Here is a 25701-nt window from a genome sequence, read left to right on the forward strand (position 1 = left end):
GAGAAAGGGTGGTGGGTCAGTGGAAAGAACGTTGGTCGAATTGATTATTCTAACGTCAATTATCCACCTCGTTGATACCCTTGCCTACTCTGTGAGATTGAACTCTGTTAAGAGTGGGCAAGTTGCATTATCCTTTTCTCTATTTAATCTTATCGCACTTGTTTCGCGTACTGCTAATACCTTACAAGCCCCATTGATAGCAGGTGTTATTGGATTAAGTATTACTCAAGGTTTAAATCCAATAATGGATATGCGTAAAGTGATTTTTGCTGCAACAATTGGAACTCTAATGGGTGTACTTTTAATTCCTTCATTTCTAAGAATTTTCGAGAAAGCAGTAAATCGCCTAGAAGTAACGGGTTCTGTCCCATCGCTTGTTGTTGAGGCTTTACAAATAAACAATATCAAACGAATAGTAGAGAGTGTCACTAAACCTTCAAAGACAATGCTAGAAAGATTAAGGTATCGCGAAATCCCAAAGCGTTTGCTTATTTTAAATGCATTAGTCACAGGAATATATACGGTCGGCGTTCTTGCAGCAAGTTATTCGGCAATATTGGTTTCAGAGGAATATAGACTTGCTGTTGTTGCATCATCTGGAATGATCAATGGGGTTGCTTCAATTTTACTTACGCTTCTTATAGACCCAAAGTCAGCTATGATTACAGACCAAGCGTTAAGAGGAAAGAGACCCTATGGCGATGTTAAGGCACTCGTTGTGTTACTCATTACTTCTAAGTTAGTAGGGACTTTGTTAGGACAGGTACTATTCTTGCCCGCAGCCGAAGTGATTGCCTTTTTTTACAAGTAGTGACTACTTCATCAATAGAAAACTCATGATGTATGATGACTATTTTGTAAAGTTTGAGAATATGTAAACCTAATAGGGCAGGGGTTATAAGATTCAAGAAGTTATATGAAACGGCGCAGGAATGAAATTTCTGGGGAGGTGTTCAATTGGTAGCTGGAAAGCAGGGCAATTCAGCTAGAAGATATGATATAGATTGTGCCACCCCAAGGGTACCTGGCTAAAATAACACGATTCTCGCAACTTTACCATGATGAAAGCGGAAAACGCTGAGGTTATCGTTAGACGTTATATGACAGTGCGTTCTATCGGGGTAAGTTTTTGGGTCACTTAATACAGGGATAAGGTTTTTGCGGTTAGAAAATAATGCGCTCAGGAGTGTTTTTATTGAGGGAATCTAGAAATCCAAAATGTATACTCTTAATAATCAAGGTTCTGCATACTGTCATTTGGGCATTCTTAGTTCTAACTATTTTGTACATCCTATATGCTGCAATATTGGACAGAATAGGTACATTACTTTGGATCGCAATAGGTCTAATCGTAGTTGAAGGAATTATCCTGCTTATGAACGGAGGGCGATGCCCACTTACCCGTCTGGGAGAGAAATACACCGAACAAGCTGATGTTGGATTTGATATCTTTCTTCCGAAGTGGTTGGCTAAGAATAACAAAACTATCTTTACGACGCTCTATTTCGTAGGCGTAATAATAGTATTATACAGATTACTGACATAGTTGTTTGTTAATTAGTTTTGGGGCATTTACAGTTTGATTCGTTTGAGGCCGTAAAAGATTTCCCAGGCTGATAGGTTAAACGTTTAGTGGTGTGTCTCACAGGGGAACGCAAAGGTCCGTGCGTCCATGCGCGGACTTTAGGGGGAAAGATTTTTTAGTTAGAAAGGGTGATTATGATGTTTAAAGGGAAAATTTTAGGATATGTAGGACGTTTCTCGCTTGTTCATGTTATAACTTATGTAATTGCCGGCCTTATTTTTATGAAATTACAGAACTATACAAGCGCTTTCACAACTTCACATCAATTTGCTAACTTTAGATCATTGGGTTCCCCTATTGTTCGAGCTTCCGCATTGTTTCAGTTTTTACGTGGCATTTTCTTTGCATTGTTACTATTTCCTTTTTATAACACAATTGTTAATAGTGAACGTGGCTGGTTAATACTTTTTGGAGTTTTATGGGGGTTTACGTTGATTGGATCAGTATCAGCAACTCCAGGTTCAATTGAAGGTTTGATATATACTAGAACTCCGTTATGGGAACATTTAATAGGAATACCAGAAGTAACTATTCAAATGTTAGCATTTTCTTGGTTGTTTTTTATATGGGAGCGAAAAGTTAATTGGAATAGAAATAAAATGTAATTTGACGCTCGGATCCAAATATTACTGTTGATACTATATTACCGGGCTAAATTAATTTCAGAGAATATTATTAATGGGAAAATCTTACCCCAAAAGGGTTGTTCATTTATAGGGAAAATTTGCTCTGATAGAAGGCCCGTTCCCTGTTCAAATATACGAATGCTTCTCGGGAAGTTGTACTTCACCTGGAGGCGATATTTTAGGTGGATAAAGGGGGAATTCGTTTGAGAATTGCAGTCATAGCAGATATACATGGAAACATTTATGCGTTGCGGTCGGTCGTAGAAGATATTAATCGTAATAACATTGACGAAGTCATTTTCTTAGGTGACCTAGTGTTAAATGGCCTTTATCCAAAAGAATGTTTTACGTTACTGCATGAGCTAAAACCTACTATTCTTATTAAAGGTAATACTGATGGATGGTTTGATGAATTAGATGAAACATTGCTAATCCAAGAAAATAAAGAAAGTGGAATATTCTATAGGTATAAGTACTTAGTCGACCATTTGGGTAAAGAAGAAATCAATGAGATTAGGAAATTCTCTCAACCCCAAACGATTATTAGAGATTCAGTGAGAATCTTCTGCTGTCATGGTTCACCACGTTCTTATTCAGAACAGGTTTTAGAAGGCATGAGTGATGAAGATTTAAGCATAGCTTTTAATGATATTAACGCCACTGTTGTACTTGTTGCCCACACTCATACGAGGATGGATATAAATAGACATGGGAAAAGAATAATAAATCCCGGAGCAGTGGGATACTCGTTTGATGGAGATTCAAGAGCAGCGTATGGGATTTTAGAAGTTATTAATGACAAGATTTTATACGAGCAAAGAAATATTGAATATGACAGAAGTAAGTATATACAAGAATTGGCGCGATCTAATACTGGGTTTTCGGATAATGTAATAGAACTGGTTTCAAAAGGTTTGGTACCTAAATCGTATAGATGAATTTATTCGTATTTTCATTTTGCTAAGATAAAGTAGTTTATTACGGTTGGGCAGGGGGCAAAATCTAATGCTAACTATACAGCACGCAAAAGGCGCAGATTTGGAATCATTATCTAAACTATATGAAGAACTGATTGGCGAGCGAACCGATCTTGATAAGATGAATCAGAATTTCAGATTAATGGAGTCAAACCCTAATTATATCGTTTTAACTGCTAAAAAGGATAATTCAGTAATAGGCTCAGTAATGGGAATTATTTGCCTGGACTTAGTGGGTGAGTGCAAACCATTTATGGTTATTGAAAATGTAGTTGTGAAAAGTGCTTGGCGTGGTAGAGGAATTGGAGCAAAGCTTATGGAAGAGATCGAGGAAATTGGCCGAGAGAGAAACTGTTATTACACTATGTTCGTGTCAGGAAGTCATAGAAAAGAAGCACATCAGTTTTATAAAGCGATCGGCTATGATTTAGACTTTGTTCAAGGATTCAAAAAGTACCTGTAACAACAATATGTTTTACATCCAGGTATTCTCATTTAATAGAGAAAGATTTATTTCAGAAAGCAACTCAGTGGTAGTACCGTTAACTTCAGTACAGCATTCAGAGGGTAATTGGTTACAGAATTATTCAAGGCAATAATCATAATCGCGACATTTTTATAGTAGTAACGTTCTTAATTCTTTTAAGGAAACGTCTTGATAAGTAGAAGTCTGGGGCCCGGAACATCGAATAATGGAAAGAAGGAATGATTGTGGAAAATAAAATGCCCATGACCTCTAAATTACTCGTATTTCTTCATCTTTTATTGGGAATAGGGGCAATTTTCGGAGGTGGCGGATTAGTTATTGACCCCAGTGGAGAATTGATGAAAATGCCACTTACTCTGCTGGAACATTCTCCTTTTGAAAGCTATTTGATTCCGGGGCTCATCCTTTTTATCGCCATAGGAGTTTTTCCCTTGCTTACTGCCTTTGCCCTTGTCAAAAAACCGCAGATTGAATCCGCCAATGCATTCAATCTATTTCTCGATAAGCATTGGTCATGGGCATACTCGATATATCTCGGCTTTGTCCTCATTATTTGGATTACTATAGAGGCTTTCTTCCTGAAAGAGATGATTCATATTCATGTCGGCTATATCTTCCTCGGATTAGCTATACAAGCGGTGACATTATTACCCAGTGTGCAAAAATACTATTTAAAGGGCTAATATAGACACTTGTCATTGTTTACTTGGTCATCAATAGCTATTTCCTATTTTTAATAATTTGCAAATCTAAAATGATCTGTAAGAAAGGGGTATGTATTTTGACAACAAGAGAAGCAATTAGAAATTTTCTGGATCAGAAAACATTGGCCGTTGTAGGCGTATCTAGGTCAGAAAAGAAGTTCTCATGCAAGGGGCCGAATCAGAAGAGGCAATAGGTTTCAGTAAAAAGAATGGAATAAATGTTATACATCATCAATGCATCCTGATGTTCGCCGACCCGTCATTTCCACATAAGTGTCATCTTTACATATGGAAGGCATTAGGTAAACTACCTAAATAATATAAAGACAGACTAATTTTGCTGAGGAGGAAATGCATGAGAAGGAAGGATAAACAGGTTACTGATATAGAAGTTCTAAATAGCGTAATAAATAGCGCACTCGTTTGTAGAATTGGATTAGTTAAAGACGATCGCCCATACGTAATTCCACTAAACTTTGGTTTTGACGGAAGTAACTTATATTTCCATTCTGCTAGAAGTGGAGAGAAAGTAGAAATATTGAAAATAAATAGCCATATCTGTGTAGAATTTGAGCAAGATATCAGCATAATTGAAAATGAAAAACCTTGCAATTGGGGTGCACGGTACTTAACAGTTGTTGTCCATGGAACAGCTGAATTAGTAGTTGACTTAGTTGAGAAGAGATATGGATTAGTTCAAATACTTGAACATTATAAAGCCGGTGGAGACCAGTATCCATTTAGTGACGAAGAAATTGAACCAGTCCTAGTCTACAAAGTAATGGTTGAGGAGATAATCGGAAAGATTGGAGGACGATTATGAGGACAACAACTATAAAAGATAATAATATAGAAATCGCTGTTGTAAGTAGTAGCGAGATATTGATATCAGATGTTCAGTCGGCATTAGATTTTATGGCAACGATAAAGTATGAAACAGGTTGTAATCGTATAATTTTGTATAAATCAGCGATATGTGAGGACTTCTTTGACTTAAGTACAAAACTTGCGGGGGAGATATTACAAAAGTTTATCAATTATCAGGTAAAGATAGCTATTATCGGTGATTTTTCTGTATATACAAGTAAGAGTTTGAAAGATTTCATTTATGAGAGTAACAAAGGGAATGCAATATTTTTTCTGCCGAATGAAAAGCAGGCTGTTGAAAAATTGAGCAAAAATTAGTACGAAAGACCTTGATTATAGATGGGGGGGAGATTGAATGCCTGATCATGACGAAGTGTACGAGACCAAGGCAGAACAGTACGATCGTTTAATATCACGGGAGGATTACCTTAATAAGATTCCTCAAACACTTACCAGTATCTGTACTTTTGAAGGTGCTGAAATTATTGATTTGGGTGCAGGTACGGGAAGACTAACTTGTCTTTTTGCACCCATAGCTCAGTCAATATTGGCTTTTGATTTATCCGAACATATGCTAGAAGTTACTGCAGCTAAGTTAAGGAATGTCGGATTAAACAATTATAAGACTATTGTGGCTGATCACCGTTCTCTGCCCGTTGAAGATAAAAGTGCTGACATCGTTATGGCAGGATGGAGTATTTGTTATATCGCAAGCTTCAATGTTGATGACTGGCAAAACAACATAAGGAAAGTTATATCGGAAATGAAGCGTGTTGTTCGCCCCGGGGGTGAATTAATCATACTCGAAACGTTGGGAACAGGTAATGAAACTCCGCAAGCCCCTGATTTTCTTCAGGGCTATTATAATATGTTAAAGAACGAATTCGACTTTTCTCATACCTACATACGTACCGATTATCAGTTTGAATCCGTTGGAGAGGCGGAAGAATTGACGAGATTTTTCTTCGGGGATGAATTAGCGGACAGAGTCGAAAGAGAAAAGCTTACCATTGTTCCAGAGTGTACAGGAATATGGTGGTTAAGGGTTTGACCGTGTCATTCTAACGGGCGGTCATTACTTCACTTCAGGACAGGAGGAAATTTCCGTGGTAAGTAGATTGGCACTGTTGTTTGGGGCAAGTGGGTTAGTTGGTGGTGAACTACTCAATTGCTTATTGAATAGCCCGGTATACGAGAAGGTATTTATCCTTGTTCGAAAACCTCTCGGCTTAAAACATCCAAAACTTGAGGAGCGAGTCATTGAATTTGAAAATTTGGTTCAATACAAAGAATGCTTCAAGGTTGATGATGTGTTTTGTTGTTTAGGGACAACGATAAAGACGGCCAAGACTCAAGAGGCATTCAAAAAGGTTGATGTTGACTATCCTCTGGAAATAGCCAGACTAGCTAGAGAAATGGGGGCGCAACAATTCCTGGTTATCAGTTCGATGGGGGCGAATGCTAAATCTCGAGTGTTCTACTCCCGTATGAAAGGGCTACTCGAAGAAAAGCTCAAGGCGATAGGAATTAAATCGTTACATATCTTCCGACCATCGTTATTACTTGGAGATAGAAAAGAGGTTCGGTTTGGTGAATGGGTATCGACCTATGTAACAAAAGGCGTTTCATTCATCTTCGTAGGCTCGCTGAAGAAGTATAAACCTATCACCGCTAAAACAGTGGCCACAGGAATGGTTAAGGCTGCCCTGAGTAATGCAGTAGGTGTTCATACCTATCTATCCGATGAAATAACAGAAATGGCTTAGAAACGAGTAGGAGTTGGGTATATAAAAGATAAAATCAAAGAGATTTTCATTAATCTTGGCGCAGAAGTTTGCGGTGTTGCCAATATTGAGTTGTTTATCGATGCACCAAAGGGCTTTCATCCTAAGGACATTTATCCTGATTGTAAATCAGTGATTGTTTTTGCTAAGAAAATTCCGAGGGGATTAGCCTATGTAAGTCCGAGGATTATTTATCAACATTTTAATAGCATTAGCCCTGTGGAATTGGATAGAATTGCCTATTTAGCTTCTAATGAAATTGAAAAAACATATAACGGAATTGCCGTACCCATCCCTTCTGATGGACCCTATGATTATTGGGATGCAAAAGAAATGGAGGGGCGGGGTATAATTTCTATGAAGCATGCGGCTGTATTGGCAGGTATAGGAACCCTTGGGAAAAGCACGTTGTTGCTCAATAGTCAGTATGGAAATATGCTTAATATTGGTGCTGCTTTAACAAATTTGAATTTGCCATCAGATACGCCCGCTGAGAGTATTTGTATAAAAGAATGTAGCTTATGTATTGATAATTGCCCAGTTAGTGCAATAAATGAGTATAGTGTAAATCAAAAGCTTTGCAGAAAGTGTGCTTATGCAAGTAATGATAGAGGATATGATGTTGTAAATTGTAACCGATGTAGAACAAAATGCCCCATGGCTTTTGGGAAAAGGGGCTAAAAAAGCTGTCAAATACGATAATCTCGTATTTGACAGCTTTTCGTTTTTCTGGATTTATTCTACAACGTCTTGACAACTCGAAATAATATATAGTATAAATGGTGTATAACGATATATTATTCTTTGATTTTCCTTGAAAGGAGAATTATATTATGGAGATAACTCTTGATAATCACGATAAAGTAATTATTCATGCGTTGCAGGAAGATTCCTCGATTTCAAACTTAGAGTTGTCTAAGCTGATTGGATTGTCTCCTTCGGCATGTCTTGCAAGAACGAAAAACCTAAAAGAATTAGGGGTCATTCAACAATTTACCACGTTCATCGATGAAAAAAAGATGGGTATCGAATTGATGGCATTTACTATGGTTAATCTTTCCCCGCTCAATCGTGAGGTTGCCAATAACTTTCTGGAGAGAATTAATGAAATCCCCAATGTCATTGAATGTTATACACTCACGGGCAGCCGCGATTACCTGTTGAAGGTTGTAACGAAAGACATGTCTGCTTTTAGGAACTTTATCATTGATTCACTCATGGCGATACCCGGTGTGAGCCGAGTGGAAACGAGTATCGTTATGAATACGGAAAAACGTACATTAACCATTCCGCTTGATCTAGAGTAGACATCGAAAGACGGAATGAAAGTAGAGGAGCGGAGAATATCAACATGCAGGAAAAGATAAAAGCCTTAAAGGCAGCCTTTCCCTATACCCTTCCTGTAATGACAGGCTATCTGTTTCTGGGCATAGCCTTTGGTATCCTTTTAAATAGTAAAGGGTATCATTTTGGATGGGCGATTTTTATGAGTATTTTCATTTTCGCTGGTTCGATGCAGTATGTGGCCATCAATTTGCTGACTATGGCGTTTAATCCCTTAAATGCCTTTCTCATGACACTTATGGTCAATGCAAGACACTTGTTTTATGGGCTTTCCCTCTTGGAGAAATTCAATGAAGCAGGGAAGAAAAAGCCCTATCTCATGTTTGGACTTGTCGACGAAACGTTCTCCATCCTTTGTTCTACTGAGCCTCCTGAAGGCGTCGATCGAGGCTGGTTTATGTTCTTCATCACTTTTCTTAACCAAATTTATTGGGTGACGGCATCAGCTATTGGCGGTATTTTAGGTTCTTTGGTCTCCTTTAATACGAAGGGAATAGATTTTGTCATGACGGCCTTGTTTGTCGTTATCTTTATCAACCAATGGAAATCACAAAAAAAACATGCCCCAGCCCTGATTGGAGTAGGTGCATCGGTTGTTTGCTTGCTGTTATTTGGCCCGGAAAATTTTATTATCCCCGCGATGATTCTGATTATCGCAGCTTTGACTATGTATCGAAAATCGTTTGAGAAGGGGGAAGATAAATGTTACTTACCGTCCAGCAGTCGCTCATCCTAATTACCGTGATTGCTTTTGGAACCTTTCTGACACGAGCACTGCCTTTCTTTCTTTTTCCTCCTCATCGAGAAACCCCTAAATTTATTCTTTATTTAGGAGATGTGCTTCCTTTCGCAGCCATTGGTCTGCTCATTGTGTACTGCATAAAAAATGTGACGCTAATAGCCGCACCTTACGGTCTCCCTGAAGGCATTGCTATAACTTGTATAGCCCTGATTCACGTGTGGAAAAATAATGTTCTCTTGAGCATAGGTGGGGGAACCTTGCTTTACATGGCCTTAGTACAGTTTGTCTTTGTATAAAAAAACTCGACTTCTGGAGAGATACCTCCCTCTGAAGTCGAGCTAATTATTTGGAGGACAAGTTATTCGCATTTCTCCCCAATCTTTTCGCCCAAGAGTACATAGGTTTCATACCCTAATTGGGTCTGTTCTACGATGTCCTTATCAATCTTAATCTTACCCGCTTCGAAGAAGAGGATAACCGTGGAACCCCCAAATTTGAAATACCCCTTTTCCTCCCCGCGGGTTACTTTCTTATGGGGAGTATAGGTTTGAATGATTGAACCCACAAAGGTTGCTCCGACCTCGATATATAAGATGTCTCCAAAGTTATCAGAATGGAAGGTGCTCCATTCTCTTTTATTTTCACAGAAAAGCTTCGCGACCTTTTGAAGCGCGACTGGGTTTACGGAATAGTAAGCCCCTTTTATTTTTGATGTAGCCTCACACGTTCCACTATCGATGAAATGGAAGCGGTGATAATCCGTAGGACAAAGTCTTAGAATTAAGCAGGTTCCGTTGCAATATTTCTTAGCAACTTCCTCGTTTTTGATCAGTTCACGAAGACTATAGGTAAAGCCTTTGACCTGAACGAGCCTATCCAGATCTATAGTCTCATAGGCAAAAAGTTTTCCATCTCCGAGGGAGACGACGGAGCGTCGATCACTGTCTATGGGGCGTGCTGCTGGCTTTAACTTTCTATAAAAGAAGTCATTGAAGGAGGAAAAGTCCTTTACCGTCTTTTCAGCGATCGATAGATCAAGGTTGAATTTATGGATAAAAGGGTTTATTTTATTTTTACTTATCCTTCTATCCAGATACCAACCATAGAGGCTTGAACTCATTCTTTTTTTCAGGACGGATTCTAAAAGCTTCATGCCCATGGGGGAGGAGTAGGTCCAATTCAAAACCTTTTCTCCAGCTACTTTCTCAATTTCATAGCATTTATTTTTTCGGTCATAATACTTTATCATTGCTTCAACTCCTACTGAGGTTATTGTAAATTATTTTCTTAATTTTAACCACTCTTGAAAGCAGTAAATTATAAAAATATCTATTATGGACGATTTTTTTTACTCGCAAAACACCTGGACAGGTCGGGCGACCATAAACTAAATGAGGGGCCCCCACTTTTAGAGAGTGCTGGCTTGCTCAGAGCCTGACTCTACGATATAATAAGTAAAAAATGCCATGTCTGGGAGGTAGCTATGTTTGATCTCTTCAAGCCTACTTTTCAAGCGGATTCACTGGATAGCATCCCGATCGAGAAACTCAAACGGGAAGGTATACGGGGTCTTATTATTGACCTAGACAATACAATGACACCTTGGAACGACTTGGAGGTCGGGCCGAAGGTCGCGCAGTGGTTTGAAAAGGTACAGGCCGCTGGAATTCAGGCGTGTGTCGTATCCAATAATAAGCATAAGCAACGGGTTGCAGTCGTTGCTGAACACTTACGTATACCATTTGTATTTCGAGCAACTAAACCACGGCGTAAAGCCTTCCGTTCCGGGATGGAAATCTTAGGGACGGGAACTTCGGATACTGCTGTCATTGGGGATCAACTGTTTACGGACATCCTAGGCGGAAATCGATTAGGACTTTGCACCATTTTGGTATTACCCATAAGTGATCGAGAGTTTATCGGGACACGCTTTTTACGTCAAATGGAGCGTGTGTTGGTGTGGGCGATGAAGCATTTTGCGACTGCAAAACCACATAGCCCCAAAGTACGCTGAGACTGAATAAATAGGAATGGGAGTATCAAGATAACGGAATGGGTAGACCATTCCGTTCCGCTTATTCAAGAATAATTTGATTCCAGATATGACCGTCCATAAGTTTAACACAAGCCACTCCCATTATATCAAATGAGTGAAGCGCGTTTACATTAAGTAAGAAGGGAGTCTTGGTATGGAAAAGCATTTTGCGGTGATTGGTCACCCAATCGCACACTCCCTTTCCCCAGTGATGCACCGTGCAGGGTATCAGTCGATTGGCTTAAACGCTGAGTATCAAAAGTTCGAGGTTAGGCCTGAGGACTTAGGAGATGCCGTTAAGGGGTTAAAAGGTCTAGGGTTTTCAGGATGGAATGTAACTGTTCCCCATAAAGAAAAAATTCTTTCGTTCCTCGATGAGCTGACGTTAGAAGCTCGACGGGCAGGGGCAGTGAATACTGTAAGTGTGAGTGAAGGTCGGCTAGTCGGACATAACACAGATGGGATAGGGTTAGTCCGTTCAATTCAAGAATGGATCGATATAGAGCCAGGTAAAAAAATAGTAATATTAGGAGCCGGCGGGGCAGCAAAAGGGATTGCCATGGCTTTAGCTCCTTTAGGAGTCGAGCTCCACGTTTTGAATAGAACCGCTGAAAGGGCAAGGGACTTAGTAGAGAATATTCGCGGCTTCGGTGGGAAGGCTGAATTTGAGGAGTGGGGTCAAGGAGACTGGGTTTCCGAAGCTGACTGTGTGATTCAAACGACCACACTCGGCTTGGAAAGAGAAGAGTATCCCTTTTCACTTAAAGGAATTTCGCCCGCAACGTTGGTCGTCGATATCATATTCAATCCCTGGGAGACTGACTTTTTGCACTCTGCCAAACAACAAGGGTGCAGAACGATAAATGGGGCGGGGATGTTGCTTTACCAAGGTGTTGCTGCCTGGGAGTATTGGTTAGGGGGACAAGCCCCTGTGGGGGCAATGAGGGCCGCCTTATATAATACCTTGAAATATTTTTAAGACCCTATGGCTTAGATTCTCGCTCAGGACGAAAGCCCTTTTGTCGCGTAGATAATCGCACTTGTTTCGTAGGGTTTCGGCCCTAACGTGTAGATTTACTGGATTGAGGAGCGTATATGAAGGAAGGCAATCAAGGTGGCAAAGGCTTACCTTTAAGCTTATTAAAGACTCGGAAGAATTCAGGCTTCACGCTCCTTGAGATACTCCTTGTCTTAATCTTGTTAGCTGGTGCGGGTTTTGTCCTTCTGGTCAAACTTCCTGTTCAGCTTGAGAACCGGAATCTTGCTTTAGCAAGTACACAGATGATGCAGGAGCTTCGAGATGCCCGACAAAGTGCATTGGCAGAAAACACGTGGTATGAGGTCAGATTTTATCCAGAGACGAATACTTATAAAGTTCTAAAAGAGGGGAACATCTTCATCAAGACTATCCCTTTACCAGAGAAAACTAAATTTGTTAATCGCCCGAATACGATCCGTTTTTCTTCCTCGGGAACTCCCATTTTTACGGGGACTCCCCCTCTGACGGGAACCATTTCCCTGACCAATGGGAAGAATATTAGAAATATTATCACCGCGCTGATCACGGGGAGAATTCGTGAAGAAATAAAGTAAAGGAGGGGTTTATCGTGCGTTATCTGACGGCCGGAGAATCTCATGGGCCCAAGCTCGTGGGGATTCTCGAAGGGATTCCTGCAGGAGTACCCGTATCTAAGGAAAAAATGGATCAGGCCCTCCAAGATCGTCAGAAAGGTCCTGGCCGAGGGGGCCGAATGATGATTGAAAAGGACGAAGTGAATATCCTCTCTGGAGTACGAGGAGGTTTAACGACGGGTGCTCCTATTGCCCTAGAAATCCTGAATAGGGATTGGGCAAATTGGGAGAAGATTATGGCCTCGGGAAGTGAGGCCGACTGTGAAAGTCGAAAAGTCATCGCACCTCGTCCAGGACATGCAGATTTAACAGGGTCTTTAAAATACAGGACAGAAGTACGCAATGTTTTGGAGCGAGCTAGTGCTCGGGAGACAGCAATGCGTGTTGCGATAGGAAATATTGCCTTACAAATCCTCGCAGAGCTCGGGGTCGAAGTCCGTGGTCAGGTGATCTCTGTAGGCCGCGTTCAGCTGCAATTGGAAGACTCTCCTGAATTCTGGGACCGCGTGGAACGTTCGGAGTGGAAAGTAGGGGATTCTTCGGGAGAAGACGCGCTGAATGATCAGCTTAAGCTGGCACGAACAGAGGGAGAATCATTAGGGGGGATCTTAGAGATTCAAGTCAGGAATCTTCCTGCTGGTCTAGGGTCTTATGTGCAGTGGGATCGGAAGTTAGATGGTCGACTCGCCCAAGCGATTCTATCCGTTCAAGCAATGAAAGGGATCTCCTTTGGACTGGGCTTTGAAGCAGGCAAACGCTTCGGCTCTGAGGTGCATGATCCAATAGGTTACGAACAGGGTCAGGGCTATTATCATTTTGGAAATAATGCGGGAGGAATCGAAGGGGGTATGACGAACGGGGAACCGATTGTTCTCCAAGCCGTCATGAAACCTATTCCAACCCTTTATCGACCTTTGAAAACGGTAAACTTGGAAACGAAGGAACCGATGGAAGCGAGCATCGAGCGAAGCGATGTTTGCGCTGTTCCCGCCGCTTTGACAGTCCTTAAGCATGTGGTAGCTTGGGAAATCCTGCAAGCCGTCCTAGAGAAGTTTCCCGCTGATACCCTGGATGAACTTCGTCAATCTTGGGGTAATTATCAGAAGTATTTGAGAGAGCAATGAGTATGAGTGAATTTAAATTAAGAAAAGAGAAACAAAATATTATCTTGGTTGGATTCATGGGGACGGGGAAGAGTAGCGTGGGAAAGCGCTTGGCCAAAATTCTCGGCTGGAGTTTTATCGATACAGATGTTGAAATTGAAAGGCTGACGGGTTTATGTGTTTCTGAGATTTTTCGGAGGCATGGAGAAACTCGTTTTCGTTCAGAAGAAAGACTCCTCGTACGGCGCTTAAAAGAACGAGTGAATTGTGTGATTGCAACCGGTGGGGGGGCTGTACTTAATCCACTGAATTGGGAGGAATTAGCCCAAAGTGGTGTAATGGTTACTCTATATGCTCCTCTTGATGTGATTTACGAACGTATTGGGTATCGAAATGATCGCCCTTTATTAAGGGGAGATCGAGAAGAGATTGAGGAGCGCTGGGCGAAGCGACAACCTATCTATAGACAGGCAGACTTAATTATTGATACGACAGATATGGGTATAGACGAAGTCGTTCAGGAAATTATCTGCGAGATCAAAGGGGGAGTAAGCGATGAAAGGGCAGAAAATTGATGTCGCCTCACAGAAACCGTATCCTGTTTTCCTTGGGGTGAATCTCGAAGATTTAGGAGCATACTTGACGACACGAATTGGATCTTCAGGGCACCTTTTGGTGATTACACACCCCCTAGTGGCCAAGCATCATCTGGAACGTCTTAAAAAAGGACTTGAAGCCTACCGTGTGGATACCTTGGTCGTCCCTGAAGGAGAAGAGGAAAAATCCTTAGAGCGGCTAAGTGAGTTGACAACGGCTGCTATAGCCTGTGGCGCGGATCGAAAGACGGTTGTTCTTGCGCTCGGCGGTGGGGTGATCGGCGATTTAGCTGGCCTTTTCGCGAGCCTATTTATGCGTGGAATTCGTCTCGTGCAACTTCCGACAACCCTCTTGGCAATGGTCGATAGTAGCATCGGCGGAAAAGTTGCAGTGAACCACCCCGCAGGGAAGAACCTCCTTGGAGATTTTTATCCTCCGCTGGCGGTCTGGACTGATTTCTCAACCTTAGAGACTCTCCCTTGGGAGGAAGTACAGAATGGCTTAGCAGAGACGATTAAACATGCTGTTATTGCCGATTCAGAACTTCTCTCTTTTCTCGAGAAACATCAAGTGGCAATTACAGAGCGCAACCCTGAACTTTTCAGACAAATCAGCTCACGCTCCTCTGCAGTAAAGGTCAAAATCGTTTCGGAAGATGAGAATGAACAGGGACGGCGATTGTTCCTTAATCTCGGACATAGCTTTGGACATGCTTTGGAAACTGAAATGGCCTATAAAGGGATTAGCCATGGTCAGGGAGTGAGTATCGGTATGGTGGCGGCTGCCCATTTTGCCCAAGAACGTGGATTTATGAGCTTGGAGGAGGTGGAAAGACTGATTTCCCTCTTAAAGGGATTTGGGCTTCCTGTCAACATACAAGCAAAAGACCCACAAATCCTTCTCAATCTAATGGGTGCAGACAAGAAAAATCAGAACGGGCAGAAAGTGCTCGTTTTACCCAAAGGAATCGGGCAAGCCGTGGTGATTAAAGATGCTCTAGATGAGGAAATCCTGAGGGCTTGGATGAAGGTTATTCTCTAGTCCGATCAACCCGCTACGGAACGGTCATGACCGTTCTCTACGACCGTCAAACAAATTAAGGTCCTGTGTCACTGCAAAAAATGACGTGACACAGGGCCTTTTTATTGAAGACGGTCTTGAATGTTACATGTAAGTTATGCATCCGTAGTAGGACCATGTAGGGAATGCTCTTGACCGTTCCTCTCTGAGGGTGTTGATTTGAGGAATAGACTTTGCTGATTAACCGGAAGAGCAATTCATAGTCAAAAGAACCTGAAAATTATCGAAGAATCCGAGAAGCAATAAGGTTATAGATAAATACAGGAAATTGTGTCGTGCTGTCCTTTGACGAAAGGAATTCAAAGTATAATAGATAGAATATGTACGTTTAATAAAGAATAGATGACTTTTATCCCTGATTAGAGTGAATATGGGATGATTGGAGCTCGATTTAATGAGCAATCAAAAATTAAAGTCACCTCAAAGGAGTAACAAGGGTTTTACCTTACTCGAAGTTTTGCTGGTTCTTTTTATCATGATGATTTTAGTCTATCAAGTTGCACCTCGGTTCACTTCTTCGGAGAGTCTAGCACGTGTGAAAGCGGATTCCGCTAACCGCCTGCGGATTGAAGGGGCAGTGGAACTATATACGCTGGATACCGGAGAAATCCCAGGGAGTATAGAGGATCTGATCTCACCAGCCACTGAGGTGAGAGGGTGGAGCGGACCCTATTTGGATCGGGCACTCGTGAATCCAATGAAGGGGGCTTTACCCTATGAGCTCGATGCTCAAGGGAAAGTGAGGACGACGACTCCATGAATTCTGGAAAGGGTGAACAAGGTTTTGTCCTTTTGGATGTTGTATTTGCGCTATTTCTCTTTACTCTTGGGTTTTCAGCCTTATATGGATTAACCGAAGGGGCAACTCAAGAAGCTCAGCAAGTGATTAATCTAACAGAGGCTGCGAATCACGCTCAATATTTAATGGAAGATCTGGCAGCACATCCTTGGATAGATAATTTCGCGGAGAGTCGATGTAAACCGGGTGAAACTGTGGAAGGGCAGAAGGGACGCTTTAAGTGGCAGGTATTCGCTGAATGGCATACCCCCGGGGAATTGTTAAGAGTTCAAGTGAAGGTCACTTGGAAGGAGAAACAGAAAACACGGAATTATACTCTAGATACTCTTTTCTCGATCCAGTGATTAAGCACTGAGCATGAAGAGAAGGGGAGAAGAAGGGGAAAGAAGCTAATGCTTGAAAAAGAAAGAATAGGCGTCATGAAGGTATCAGATTCAGGCTTCACGTTAACGGAAGTCATTCTAGCTCTCCTCATCACGGGAATACTCCTATCGGTCTCCATACGGTTTTTCACGGAGCAATGGCGATCAGGTCAAGCATTAAAAGAGAGAATGGAGGCCCATTATGCCGTCATGAATGCTGGAAGAACGGTCCTTGATGCCATTCGCGAGGCTGAGTCAGTTCAGTGGAACTCCGCTGGGATATTGACCGTTTCCCCAGGAGGTCAGGCTACCTATTCTGATCAGTACTATATTGCAGACAAGGATTATGACGGAGTCAAAGATTTGTATCGCTTTCACAAAGGTGCACATAATCCGGTAGTCAGTGGAATAATCGATTGGACGTGCTCCAAAGGAGAGTCAGGATTATGGACGGTTACGCTCAAAGGAAAAATAGGAAACCAGGCACTCGAATGGCAAGGGTTTATCAGGCAAAGAGCGACCCAACTCGTGAATTAGGTTTTGTTACACTCCTAGTACTTATCCTCTTTACGATGCTTTCAGCCTATGGTTTTGAAATGTACCTTAAAGCGCATCGCGAAAATATAATGGTCCGGCGCGAGGTGAATTCACGACAAGCCGTCTATGCGGCTGAAGGTGGAATTGAGTGGGTAAAAGTAAAGTTAGAGGGAGACCCAGATTTTCCAGGAGGACAGCTAATACTCGGGGAGGGAACGGTTGACGTCATGGTAACGGGGGTACAAAGCGGCTATAAGGTGACATCTATGGCACGGTATGGCTTAGCAAAGCGGAGGCTGGAAGTGAACCTTGAAAAGAGTATGGACCAGTGGGTAATAACGGAATACCAGGAGCTTCATGCCGATGAGTAAAATTAATGATTGGGCTATCTCAAAAAAGAGTAAAGGAAATCCGAAAATGCTCCTCACGGAAAAGGGGAATCACTTTTTTCGTGAGGGAGGTTTAGGACAGTATCTTATTTCTCATAAAATAATTAACTCTAGCCAACTTTCTGAGGCTTTAATGGAGCAAGAAGAAACGGGTGAACGGCTAGGCGAAATTTTCGTTAAGCATAAGATACTTACCCAGGATCAAATGTTGGATGGGCTAGGTGGGTATCTGGGGATTCCGAGAATAGATCTGACTCAAGTCGAAATTGACCCGAGCGTCGCCTCGATTCTGAGTGAAGAAATCGCCTTGCGTTATCTCCTAATTCCAGTGGGCTTAGAAGAGGGAATTTTGCAGGTGGCGATGACGGATCCGGCGAATCATCGAGCAGTCGATAATATCCGGATTTTGACTGGTTATAGTGTGGAGCTCTTCTTAGCGACAGAATCACAAGTCAAGGCTGCGATTAGAAAATACCTCACGGTTGAAAAATCCATCGCAGAACTCGCCTCAGGGCAAGAAGAACGTCCTGAAGAATCCTTGGGACGGATCAAGGGACTCGATGCTGAAGAGGGAAATGATGCGCCCACCATTCGACTCGTTGATTCTTTACTCAGAGACGCGATTCAAGCCGGAGCCAGTGATATCCATTGGGAACCGGGAGAAACGGCTTTACGGGTTCGCTATCGGATCGATGGGAAGCTGGAAACCAAGCGTTCTTTCTCACTCAGTGTCGCCCGCAATCTGCTCGCACGGATTAAGATAATGTCACGCTTAGATGTATCAGAACGCAGACTTCCCCAAGATGGAAGGACCACTCTTCTCGTGAATGAAAAAAATATTGATCTGAGAGTTTCTTGTTTGCCAACAGTCTATGGAGAAAAAGTAGTACTGCGAATCCTCGATCCCGATACGGCACAGCGCTCTTTAGAATCGCTCGGGATGAGTAGTGAAGTAGAGGCGGGGGTACGAAACCTGATTACTCAGCCACATGGGATAATCCTCGTAGTAGGCCCAACCGGGAGCGGAAAAACAACAACGCTTTATGCACTCTTGCGTGAATTAACTTCAGAGAGTCTTAATATAGTTTCGATCGAAGATCCAGTGGAATACCAATTGCCGGGTGTGGTCCCAGTTCAAGTGCACTCAAAAATAGGATTGACCTTCGCTCATGGATTACGCTCTATCTTAAGGCAGGACCCAGATGTTATTATGATAGGTGAAATACGGGATGAAGAAACTGCGAGGATAGCTATTGCAGCTGCTCTGACGGGGCATCTTGTTCTTTCAACCTTACATACGAATACAGCTTCTGAGGCGTTTACCCGCCTTCTTGACATGGGAATTGAACCGTATTTACTGGCTGCGGTCGTGCGGGGAGTCTTGTCCCAACGTTTAGTTCGTCGTCTCTGTGACCACTGTAAAAAGCCATGGGATATCAATACTCTAGAGCAAAGGGCTATGGATTTACCAAAGGGTGTGGAGCGGGTTTTGCAGGCGACGGGTTGTTCACACTGTCGGGGAACGGGTTACTCAGGAAGAATCGGCCTTCATGAACTTCTGCGGTATAATCAGGATATTAAAGACCTAGTCTTGGAACGCAAGAGTTCCCGAGTCATAGAACAAGCGGCCATAGCGGCAGGGATGATCCCTCTTCGGCAGGATGGGTATCTTAAAGTGAAAGACGGACTGACAAGCCTAGAGGAAGTATGGTATTCAACAACTGGAATGACTTAGATATTTAGGGAGTGAAGTGTGTGGTCATGATTGATGATCTATTAAAGCTTGCGGCGGAACGCGGTGCGTCAGATATTCATTTAACGGTTGAGAGCCCACCTGTTCTGCGGATTGATGGAACTTTGACACGAATTGGAGAGGAACTGTTAGCTCGAGGGGATATTGAGAAATTAGCCCAATCCTTGATGAATGAGTCCCAGGCGCAGAAGTTTTCAGAGTTAGGGGAATTGGATTTTTCCTATAGCCTTCCGGGGGTTGGACGATTTCGGATCAATGCTTTTCGCCAGCGTGGATCAGTGGGAATTGTAATCCGGTTAATACCTTTCCTGGTTCCCACACCAGAGCAATTAGGACTCCCTCCTGCTTGTGTGGAATTAGCGAACCTCCATAAAGGGTTGGTGCTCGTGACGGGTCCTACGGGAAGTGGAAAATCTACCACGTTAGCAGCATTGGTTGACTATATCAATCGGACGCGCTCTTCTCATATTGTCACTGTTGAAGACCCTATTGAATATCTCCATAAGCATCGCTTGAGCCTTGTAAATCAGCGGGAAATTGGCAATGATACGATGTCTTTCTCGAATGCCTTACGATCAGTTTTACGTCAGGATCCAGATGTCATCTTAGTGGGTGAGATGAGGGACCTCGAGACGATAAGTACCGCTGTAACCGCTGCAGAAACAGGTCATTTGGTCTTTAGCACGCTTCATACCAATGATGCAACACAGGCCGTAGACCGAATGATAGACGTCTTCCCGCCACATCAACAACAGCAGATACGGGTTCAATTGGCAGCAGTACTTCAAGGAGTTGTAGCACAACAGCTATTACCCCGAGCGGATCAACAAGGAAGGGTTGCGGCGCTGGAAGTACTGCTCGTCACACCAGCAGTGAGGAATCTTATCCGAGAAGGAAAAACACATCAAATTCCTACGGTTATTCAAACCAATGGCAAATTAGGAATGCAATCAATGGAGAAAGCGATTCAGGATCATTTTAGAGCAGGGCGTATATCAAATGAGGTGGCTCTAGAGAAAACCCAAACACTGGGACGGTAAGAGGTATGGAAGATGGGTAATCGCAGCTTTTCGTGGAAAGCGCTTGATCAGGATGGGCGTATTCTTCAGGGAACTTGGGAGGTCAATCGGGCAGCTGACGTACGAGCACAGTTGTTTTCCCAAGGGTACTACCCTTTGAAGATTCTCCGCGAGCGAAGAGTTCTTTACACTCTGGTTTCTTCTTTGGATTATCTGAATAAGAAGAGTGATCAACTTAGGATTTGGGCGGGTATTACTAAGCGTTTATCTATTCTCCTCCAGAGTGGGATATCTCTTCTTCAAGCGATTGAAATACTGGGAGTGCAGGAGAAACGGTCTAGGTTCAATCTACAGACGTGGGATTTAGTCAAGGAGCAGCTTGAGGCGGGGGCAGAGTTTTCAGAGGCACTCGATTCTCTAATTCCTCCCCCTTCACCCTATATTCGGGCCATGATTCAAGCCGGAGAACAAGGTGGGAGATTACCCGATGTCCTGGGGCAAATGTCAGTCGAACTTGAAGAGAAGTTTATCTTCCGCCGCAAATTACTCGGTGCTTACGCTTATCCTGGTTTTCTTTTTTTGCTTACTTTTGGTGTAATCTATGCTTTAAGTGTGTTCGTTTTGCCCGTTTACGAGCGGATTTTTTCAAATCTTGAGACAGAACTTCCTTTATTAACCCAAGTCATTTTCGAGATAACGCAGTTTATCCCCTATATTGCTCTGATAATACTTCTTATTTTGATAGGTGTACCCTCGATCCTTCGGCTTCGTTATCCTGATATTTGGAGGGAGAAACTAAGTGAAGGTTTCAGTCGCATTCCGCTCTTCGGTAGAATCTATCGCCTAAACGATTGTGTGCAATTTGCACAGATGCTGGGCACTCTTCTTGGAGCTGGAATTCCACTGATTGACGCTTTGAACTTGACAAGTGGAACGGTCCGAACTTACCCCATGAAGGAAATGATTAAGCAACTCGAAGTTGCGGCTCGTGAAGGGAGACGCTTGGCACCGACTCTTCGTCAGAATCAAAGTTTCCCACGCGATGCTTCTCAGATGCTTGAAGTGGGGGAAGAATCGGGACAGCTTAGTATGATGCTTCTACATATGGGGAGGATGTTTCGGATGGATCTCGAGGATCAGATGGAGAATTTGCCTCAAATCATAGGGCCACTTCTCATCGTCATCTTGTCCGCTATCATCGGATTGGTAGCGGTTGGGGTACTCCTTCCTATCTTTGATGTGGGGACACATCTGCAATAGGACAATGGATCGATGAAGAGAATTTGTTTTAAAAGGGAGAATATATAGTGGAAGAAAAGTGGAAGGAAAAATCTCACTCTCAGTCAGGTTTTACGCTAGTCGAGGTCTTAATGGTAGTTGTAATCTTAGCTATGCTCTCGGCAATCGCAATTCCGAAGGTAAGCGCGAGCTCAGATACAGCACGGAAAAACGCGGATGTCGCGACAGCCCATCAAGTAAAAGCGGCTTTAGATCGTTATCAGGTGGAAAATGGAATTTATCCGAAACCCGCTCAATTAACTGATGATAACAACGGTACTGTTACATCGACGGTACTCATTCCAAAGTATATCGGTAAGCTTGATGTAAACACGACTCAACAGCAAGCTGAGGATAAAAAGGGATTTGCAGTAGCTGCACTCGAGACGGATGGGACGATACCCGCCGACTCGAAGACGAATCTCATCATGATTTATTTAAGTTCTGATGGTTCAGCCGCCGAAGTCCGGGCATATGATGCGAAACTTGAGACTGTGCTTTGGACCTCTGCAAATTAAGTTGATTTTGATTGAAAGGACTAACATCGTGGGACTAGAACTAAGCCTGTTTATTGGAGCTTTTGGACTAATTATTGGTAGTTTTCTAAACGTTGTTATATACAGAATGCCCAGGGGGGAGTCAGTTGCTTATCCTGGGTCGCATTGCCCTACTTGTGGTCATATGCTTAGGGCATGGGAACTTATTCCGGTTCTCAGTTATCTGATATTGGGTGGACGATGTGCGAAATGCCGGGAGAAAATATCGATACGCTATCCCTTATTCGAACTGACGAATGGACTACTTTACTTCTATGCAGCCAAGCAGGATACTTCTGGGTCATTCCTACAACTGGGGGTGAATCTCGTCTTTCTCTCTGTTCTTCTCGTGCTCGCGGGGATTGATTGGGATACCTACCGTTTACCAGATATCTTCACTCTTCCCCTCTTGGGGATTGGGATAGTTTCAGGATTTCTCCTTCCAGGTGATCCTTCAGGCTGGGTAAGCCTAGGATCGGCCCTTGGGGTGGGTGGATTCTTCTGGCTGATTGCTCTGGTTTATCCCAAGGGGATGGGACTGGGTGATGTGAAACTTATTGCTGCTTTAGGAGCATTTTTGGGTTTTCCTAAGGTTCTGCTTGCTCTCTTTATCGCCAGCCTTGCGGGTTCTATTATTGGAGGCTCAATGCTCTTATTAAAGCAAAAAGGCTTTCGTGAACAGATTCCTTTTGGTCCGTATCTCGTTTTGGGTGCATGGATCGCCTTCTTTTGGGGCGATGCTTTGGTCACTTATTATCTTTCTACTTTCTAATAGCATCGTCGTGATTAATTCATTCTCGTAGACGAATGTTGGGTTGGGGGGTATCGAATCAGATGAGATCACGTGAGTACGAACAAGTAAGCGTTGAACTAACGGATCATGAGATTCGCTGGTTGTGGTATAACCCAGGGCGGAATAAAGAAGGGATTAATATGACTCCGGTCATATATGAGATTATTCCTCTTCCCCAAGGGATTATCGAGCAGGGGCAAGTTCTTCAGCCCACGGAATTAACTCGCATATTAGAGAGACTTCGAGAAGCTCATGGAACCAAAGGAAGAGTTAGGGTGCGGATTGGAATCCCCTTTGCGAATAGTTTCATTCGTGAGTACACCCTTCCTTGGGTTTCTAAGCGTGAACGAGCTCGTCTTCTCTCCTATCTCGCAGATGAAGAAATTCCAATCCCGGCGCATGAAAGGGTTTCTGATTCCTTTGTCTCTGACGAGAATTCTTCACCCAGACGCTTGAGTGTCATTTTGTCGGGGATAAGAAAACCGGTTCTTTCAGGAATCGATGCGAGTTTTGAGGTCGCTGGCTTTTCCATCGAGATGATCGGGTTTTCCCTGATTGCATGGGCAAGGTTACTTAACTTTAAAGCGGAGGACTATACCCTTTTGATCAAAGAACAAATGGGTATGGTTCAGCTTATTCTTTATAAAGGTCAAATTCCGGAGATCACACGGGTGATCCCACCTTCGGCTAAGCATTACGGAGCAGAAGAGTGGGGTCTAGAAGTTCAACGTATTCTAGCTTATTTTTCAACCATGCACGAGCAAGTGAACATTCAACGGGTTGTCGTGAGTCAAGGAGTTGAGACCGAAAATTTAGGTCGGAGGATCTGTGCATACCTAAGTCTCGAAAGAGGGATAGAGCCGAACTTTCAAGTGTTGGATGGTGCTATACCTTCGCTGCCTCAAGTGGAAAACTGCTCCAATCCAGATAAGCTCTTAGCTGTGACAGGTATGGCACTTGAAGAACCCATGACATCCCCTCATAATTTTTGGCGAGGAGAAATCAAAAGGAAAATAAGGCAAAGGAACAAGTGGATTGCCGTAGGATTATTATTTGCCTTAACTTTGGCAGAGCTAGGTATACGAGTTTCTACAGCCGATAAATTGAGTGCTCTGGATCAAGAGGTCCTGCAACTCCGTACGACAGGGGAAAGCATCGAGCAAATAAGAAAAAGTCAAGGTGATCATAATCGGGCTTGGACTAATCTTGCCGAGAATTCGACCACAGTGGGTGAGAATCTAACCCTATTAGAGGGTTTAACTGGAAACGGAATTCTGTTTGGCCGATTAGAGCTTAAGGATGAGACCCTGATTATCCAAGGAAATGCATCTGAGGGGGCTTCAGTTCAGAGGTTATTAAATCAACTTCAACAGTTAGGATGGGAGAAAGCAAGGTTAAGCAATTACCATTTGGATGAGAATCGTGATTCTGAAGCTGGACAGATCGCATTCACGTTCATTGCAGAACGAGTAGGGAAATAGGGGAGATGAGCTTGCTCTATCTAAGAAAATCTGTGAAACTAGGGTTTCGCAATAAGCCATTAAAAGCTAATCTAGAACGTTCTACAGCTAAACATGCAGATATTATGCTCGTCGGGGTTCTCATTCTTTTTATCCTGATGGGAGGAAGCCTTTTCCCCCTCTTTCGTGAACTTGCGTCACTGCAAGGTGAAAAGCAAGCTTGGGAGGAGGCTGCCTTGCATGCGCCAATTGAGGGAAAAATAGATATTGGTCCAATTGCTGAGGACATCCCTAGCATGATTGATCAGTGTGCTCAAATCTTTAAGAAAGAGGATATGAAAATTCACTCTTTTAATTTGGAGCGCTTCGGAGATGGGGGAGGAAGTCAGTCCTCCTTCGTGAATTTTGCACTCGTTCGTTTTGACCTAAGAGGGACTTGGGAGGGCCTTCGAAAGGGTTTAGAAAAGATTGAGTCCCTTCCTAACCAGGTGATCCATATCCAAGAGGCAAAACTTACAAGTGCAGGAGGAGAAATTCTTCTCAAAATTTATTTTCAAGAACCTGACAATCCCCCTAAACCATAATATGGAAAAGAGGGGGTGGCCCTATGCCTGAATATTGTATTCAGCCGGGAGATACATTTTACCAGCTGGCTCAACGCATGGGTGGGACCTGTGAAGAATGGATACAAGCCAATCCAACGCTGAATCCGAACTATCTGCAAGTTGGACAAATGATAGTCCTTCCTGGATTAAAGAATCCCAAAGGACGTGAACAATACGCCGAGGTTAGCCTTGATGAAGGAACAGAGTATGCGGGAGATCATCTGGATGATATCGAGATGGAGATTGAAGGGGTAAGGTTCAGAGTCAAACGGATTGGGGAGAGCCGAATTCCCCATGAAATTCATCTAACTGTTCCACGGACAGAAATTCGTAAGATTCAACCCCAGGGCGTAAACGGACCCTGTGAAGTGCAGATTATGCTCAGTAATGTGAATATCATTCATTCCCCACGCCTAATGAGCGAAGGGGGAGGAGCAACAAAGGCGGGGAGTCAAGGGAGTACGAATCAGTCAGGAACTCAAGAGGGTGTGAATCAAAGTGGCACCTTAGGCGGGCAACGAGCAAATGACACGCAGGCCCTATCTCAGACCAGTGAACTTCGCTTTGATATACGGCCAGATCTGCCTCCGGCTTCACGATAATTAAA

General features: G+C 43.0%; 32 protein-coding genes. 31 read left to right on the top strand and 1 reads right to left on the bottom strand.

Annotation, left to right across the window (positions count from 1 at the left end; translation table 11 throughout):
- The first annotated feature begins 19 nt into the window (after positions 1 to 19).
- The 13 genes from ACZ42W_RS08065 to ACZ42W_RS08125 all read left to right on the top strand — a co-directional run bounded on the left by ACZ42W_RS08065 (position 20) and on the right by ACZ42W_RS08125 (position 9412).
- Entirely contained in the window at positions 20 to 811 is a 792-nt protein-coding gene (locus ACZ42W_RS08065) for a lipid II flippase Amj family protein (protein ID WP_464169828.1), read from the top strand.
- A 908-nt stretch (positions 812 to 1719) separates the two neighbouring features.
- Positions 1720 to 2190 (top strand): hypothetical protein, encoded by a 471-nt coding sequence (locus ACZ42W_RS08070; protein ID WP_464169830.1) that lies wholly within the window; start codon positions 1720 to 1722, stop codon positions 2188 to 2190.
- Positions 2191 to 2393: 203 nt separating this feature from the next.
- Complete coding sequence (locus tag ACZ42W_RS08075) at positions 2394 to 3149, top strand: metallophosphoesterase family protein (protein WP_464169832.1); 756 nt, start codon at positions 2394 to 2396, stop codon at positions 3147 to 3149.
- 67 nt (positions 3150 to 3216) lie between these two features.
- Entirely contained in the window at positions 3217 to 3651 is a 435-nt protein-coding gene (locus ACZ42W_RS08080; RefSeq protein WP_464169834.1) for a GNAT family N-acetyltransferase, read from the top strand.
- A 248-nt stretch (positions 3652 to 3899) separates the two neighbouring features.
- On the top strand, positions 3900 to 4358 hold the full coding sequence (locus ACZ42W_RS08085; RefSeq protein WP_464169836.1) for a hypothetical protein: 459 nt from the start codon (positions 3900 to 3902) through the stop codon (positions 4356 to 4358).
- 376 nt (positions 4359 to 4734) lie between these two features.
- Entirely contained in the window at positions 4735 to 5202 is a 468-nt protein-coding gene (locus ACZ42W_RS08090) for a pyridoxamine 5'-phosphate oxidase family protein (protein ID WP_464169839.1), read from the top strand.
- Entirely contained in the window at positions 5199 to 5564 is a 366-nt protein-coding gene (locus ACZ42W_RS08095; RefSeq protein ID WP_464169841.1) for a DUF4180 domain-containing protein, read from the top strand. The genes ACZ42W_RS08090 and ACZ42W_RS08095 overlap by 4 nt, the downstream gene beginning before the upstream one ends.
- A 37-nt stretch (positions 5565 to 5601) precedes the next feature.
- Complete coding sequence (locus tag ACZ42W_RS08100; RefSeq protein ID WP_464169843.1) at positions 5602 to 6297, top strand: class I SAM-dependent methyltransferase; 696 nt, start codon at positions 5602 to 5604, stop codon at positions 6295 to 6297.
- A 55-nt stretch (positions 6298 to 6352) separates the two neighbouring features.
- Positions 6353 to 7012, top strand: coding sequence for an oxidoreductase (locus ACZ42W_RS08105; RefSeq protein ID WP_464169844.1), 660 nt, complete (start codon positions 6353 to 6355; stop codon positions 7010 to 7012).
- Between the two features lie 90 nt (positions 7013 to 7102).
- Positions 7103 to 7711: a 4Fe-4S binding protein gene (locus ACZ42W_RS08110; protein WP_464169846.1), complete on the top strand. Its 609-nt coding sequence runs from the start codon at positions 7103 to 7105 to the stop codon at positions 7709 to 7711.
- Positions 7712 to 7863: 152 nt separating this feature from the next.
- Complete coding sequence (locus ACZ42W_RS08115) at positions 7864 to 8337, top strand: Lrp/AsnC family transcriptional regulator (protein ID WP_464169848.1); 474 nt, start codon at positions 7864 to 7866, stop codon at positions 8335 to 8337.
- Between the two features lie 44 nt (positions 8338 to 8381).
- Complete coding sequence (locus ACZ42W_RS08120) at positions 8382 to 9110, top strand: AzlC family ABC transporter permease (RefSeq protein ID WP_464169850.1); 729 nt, start codon at positions 8382 to 8384, stop codon at positions 9108 to 9110.
- Positions 9077 to 9412: a branched-chain amino acid transporter permease gene (locus ACZ42W_RS08125; protein WP_464169852.1), complete on the top strand. Its 336-nt coding sequence runs from the start codon at positions 9077 to 9079 to the stop codon at positions 9410 to 9412. Before ACZ42W_RS08120 ends, ACZ42W_RS08125 begins: the two co-directional genes overlap by 34 nt.
- Positions 9413 to 9474: 62 nt before the next feature.
- On the opposite strand, the gene ACZ42W_RS08130 is transcribed toward ACZ42W_RS08125, so the two are convergent.
- On the bottom strand, positions 9475 to 10365 hold the full coding sequence (locus tag ACZ42W_RS08130; protein ID WP_464169853.1) for a phosphatidylserine decarboxylase: 891 nt from the start codon (positions 10363 to 10365) through the stop codon (positions 9475 to 9477).
- 234 nt (positions 10366 to 10599) lie between these two features.
- On the opposite strand from ACZ42W_RS08130, the gene ACZ42W_RS08135 reads away from it, so the two are divergent.
- From ACZ42W_RS08135 to ACZ42W_RS08220, 18 genes are all read left to right on the top strand, one after another.
- The gene (locus ACZ42W_RS08135; RefSeq protein ID WP_464169855.1) at positions 10600 to 11130 is read left to right on the top strand and encodes a YqeG family HAD IIIA-type phosphatase; all 531 of its coding nucleotides are present in this window, start codon (positions 10600 to 10602) and stop codon (positions 11128 to 11130) included.
- 175 nt (positions 11131 to 11305) lie between these two features.
- Positions 11306 to 12130 (top strand): shikimate dehydrogenase, encoded by an 825-nt coding sequence (gene aroE, locus ACZ42W_RS08140; protein ID WP_464169857.1) that lies wholly within the window; start codon positions 11306 to 11308, stop codon positions 12128 to 12130.
- 116 nt (positions 12131 to 12246) lie between these two features.
- Complete coding sequence (locus ACZ42W_RS08145) at positions 12247 to 12744, top strand: prepilin-type N-terminal cleavage/methylation domain-containing protein (RefSeq protein WP_464169859.1); 498 nt, start codon at positions 12247 to 12249, stop codon at positions 12742 to 12744.
- A gap of 14 nt (positions 12745 to 12758) precedes the next feature.
- The gene (aroC, locus tag ACZ42W_RS08150) at positions 12759 to 13907 is read left to right on the top strand and encodes a chorismate synthase (protein ID WP_464169860.1); all 1149 of its coding nucleotides are present in this window, start codon (positions 12759 to 12761) and stop codon (positions 13905 to 13907) included.
- Between the two features lie 2 nt (positions 13908 to 13909).
- Entirely contained in the window at positions 13910 to 14461 is a 552-nt protein-coding gene (locus ACZ42W_RS08155; RefSeq protein ID WP_464169862.1) for a shikimate kinase, read from the top strand.
- Entirely contained in the window at positions 14442 to 15524 is a 1083-nt protein-coding gene (aroB, locus tag ACZ42W_RS08160) for a 3-dehydroquinate synthase (RefSeq protein ID WP_464169864.1), read from the top strand. Before ACZ42W_RS08155 ends, aroB begins: the two co-directional genes overlap by 20 nt.
- 433 nt (positions 15525 to 15957) lie before the next feature.
- Complete coding sequence (locus ACZ42W_RS08165; RefSeq protein WP_464169866.1) at positions 15958 to 16323, top strand: competence type IV pilus major pilin ComGC; 366 nt, start codon at positions 15958 to 15960, stop codon at positions 16321 to 16323.
- Complete coding sequence (locus ACZ42W_RS08170) at positions 16320 to 16706, top strand: hypothetical protein (RefSeq protein WP_464169868.1); 387 nt, start codon at positions 16320 to 16322, stop codon at positions 16704 to 16706. Before ACZ42W_RS08165 ends, ACZ42W_RS08170 begins: the two co-directional genes overlap by 4 nt.
- Positions 16707 to 16754: 48 nt before the next feature.
- Entirely contained in the window at positions 16755 to 17261 is a 507-nt protein-coding gene (locus ACZ42W_RS08175) for a PulJ/GspJ family protein (RefSeq protein WP_464169870.1), read from the top strand.
- Positions 17216 to 17632, top strand: a complete 417-nt coding sequence (locus ACZ42W_RS08180; RefSeq protein ID WP_464169872.1) for a hypothetical protein — start codon at positions 17216 to 17218, stop codon at positions 17630 to 17632. Before ACZ42W_RS08175 ends, ACZ42W_RS08180 begins: the two co-directional genes overlap by 46 nt.
- Positions 17625 to 19385 carry a GspE/PulE family protein gene (locus tag ACZ42W_RS08185; RefSeq protein ID WP_464169874.1) on the top strand — a complete coding sequence of 587 codons (1761 nt, stop codon included), beginning with the start codon at positions 17625 to 17627 and terminating at the stop codon, positions 19383 to 19385. Before ACZ42W_RS08180 ends, ACZ42W_RS08185 begins: the two co-directional genes overlap by 8 nt.
- A 26-nt stretch (positions 19386 to 19411) precedes the next feature.
- A complete protein-coding gene (locus ACZ42W_RS08190) occupies positions 19412 to 20443 on the top strand; it encodes a type IV pilus twitching motility protein PilT (RefSeq protein WP_464170912.1) in 1032 nt (343 codons plus the stop codon).
- A 12-nt stretch (positions 20444 to 20455) separates the two neighbouring features.
- Positions 20456 to 21682 (top strand): type II secretion system F family protein, encoded by a 1227-nt coding sequence (locus ACZ42W_RS08195; protein WP_464169876.1) that lies wholly within the window; start codon positions 20456 to 20458, stop codon positions 21680 to 21682.
- Between the two features lie 110 nt (positions 21683 to 21792).
- Positions 21793 to 22218 carry a prepilin-type cleavage/methylation domain-containing protein gene (locus ACZ42W_RS08200; protein WP_464170913.1) on the top strand — a complete coding sequence of 142 codons (426 nt, stop codon included), beginning with the start codon at positions 21793 to 21795 and terminating at the stop codon, positions 22216 to 22218.
- A gap of 28 nt (positions 22219 to 22246) precedes the next feature.
- Entirely contained in the window at positions 22247 to 23008 is a 762-nt protein-coding gene (locus tag ACZ42W_RS08205; protein ID WP_464169878.1) for a prepilin peptidase, read from the top strand.
- A gap of 62 nt (positions 23009 to 23070) precedes the next feature.
- Positions 23071 to 24510 carry a type IV pilus biogenesis protein PilM gene (gene pilM, locus ACZ42W_RS08210; protein ID WP_464169880.1) on the top strand — a complete coding sequence of 480 codons (1440 nt, stop codon included), beginning with the start codon at positions 23071 to 23073 and terminating at the stop codon, positions 24508 to 24510.
- Between the two features lie 11 nt (positions 24511 to 24521).
- The gene (locus ACZ42W_RS08215; RefSeq protein ID WP_464169882.1) at positions 24522 to 25073 is read left to right on the top strand and encodes a hypothetical protein; all 552 of its coding nucleotides are present in this window, start codon (positions 24522 to 24524) and stop codon (positions 25071 to 25073) included.
- A 23-nt stretch (positions 25074 to 25096) separates the two neighbouring features.
- Positions 25097 to 25696 carry a LysM peptidoglycan-binding domain-containing protein gene (locus ACZ42W_RS08220; RefSeq protein ID WP_464169884.1) on the top strand — a complete coding sequence of 200 codons (600 nt, stop codon included), beginning with the start codon at positions 25097 to 25099 and terminating at the stop codon, positions 25694 to 25696.
- Positions 25697 to 25701 lie beyond the last annotated feature (5 nt).

The organism is Desulfitobacterium elongatum, assembly GCF_055378975.1.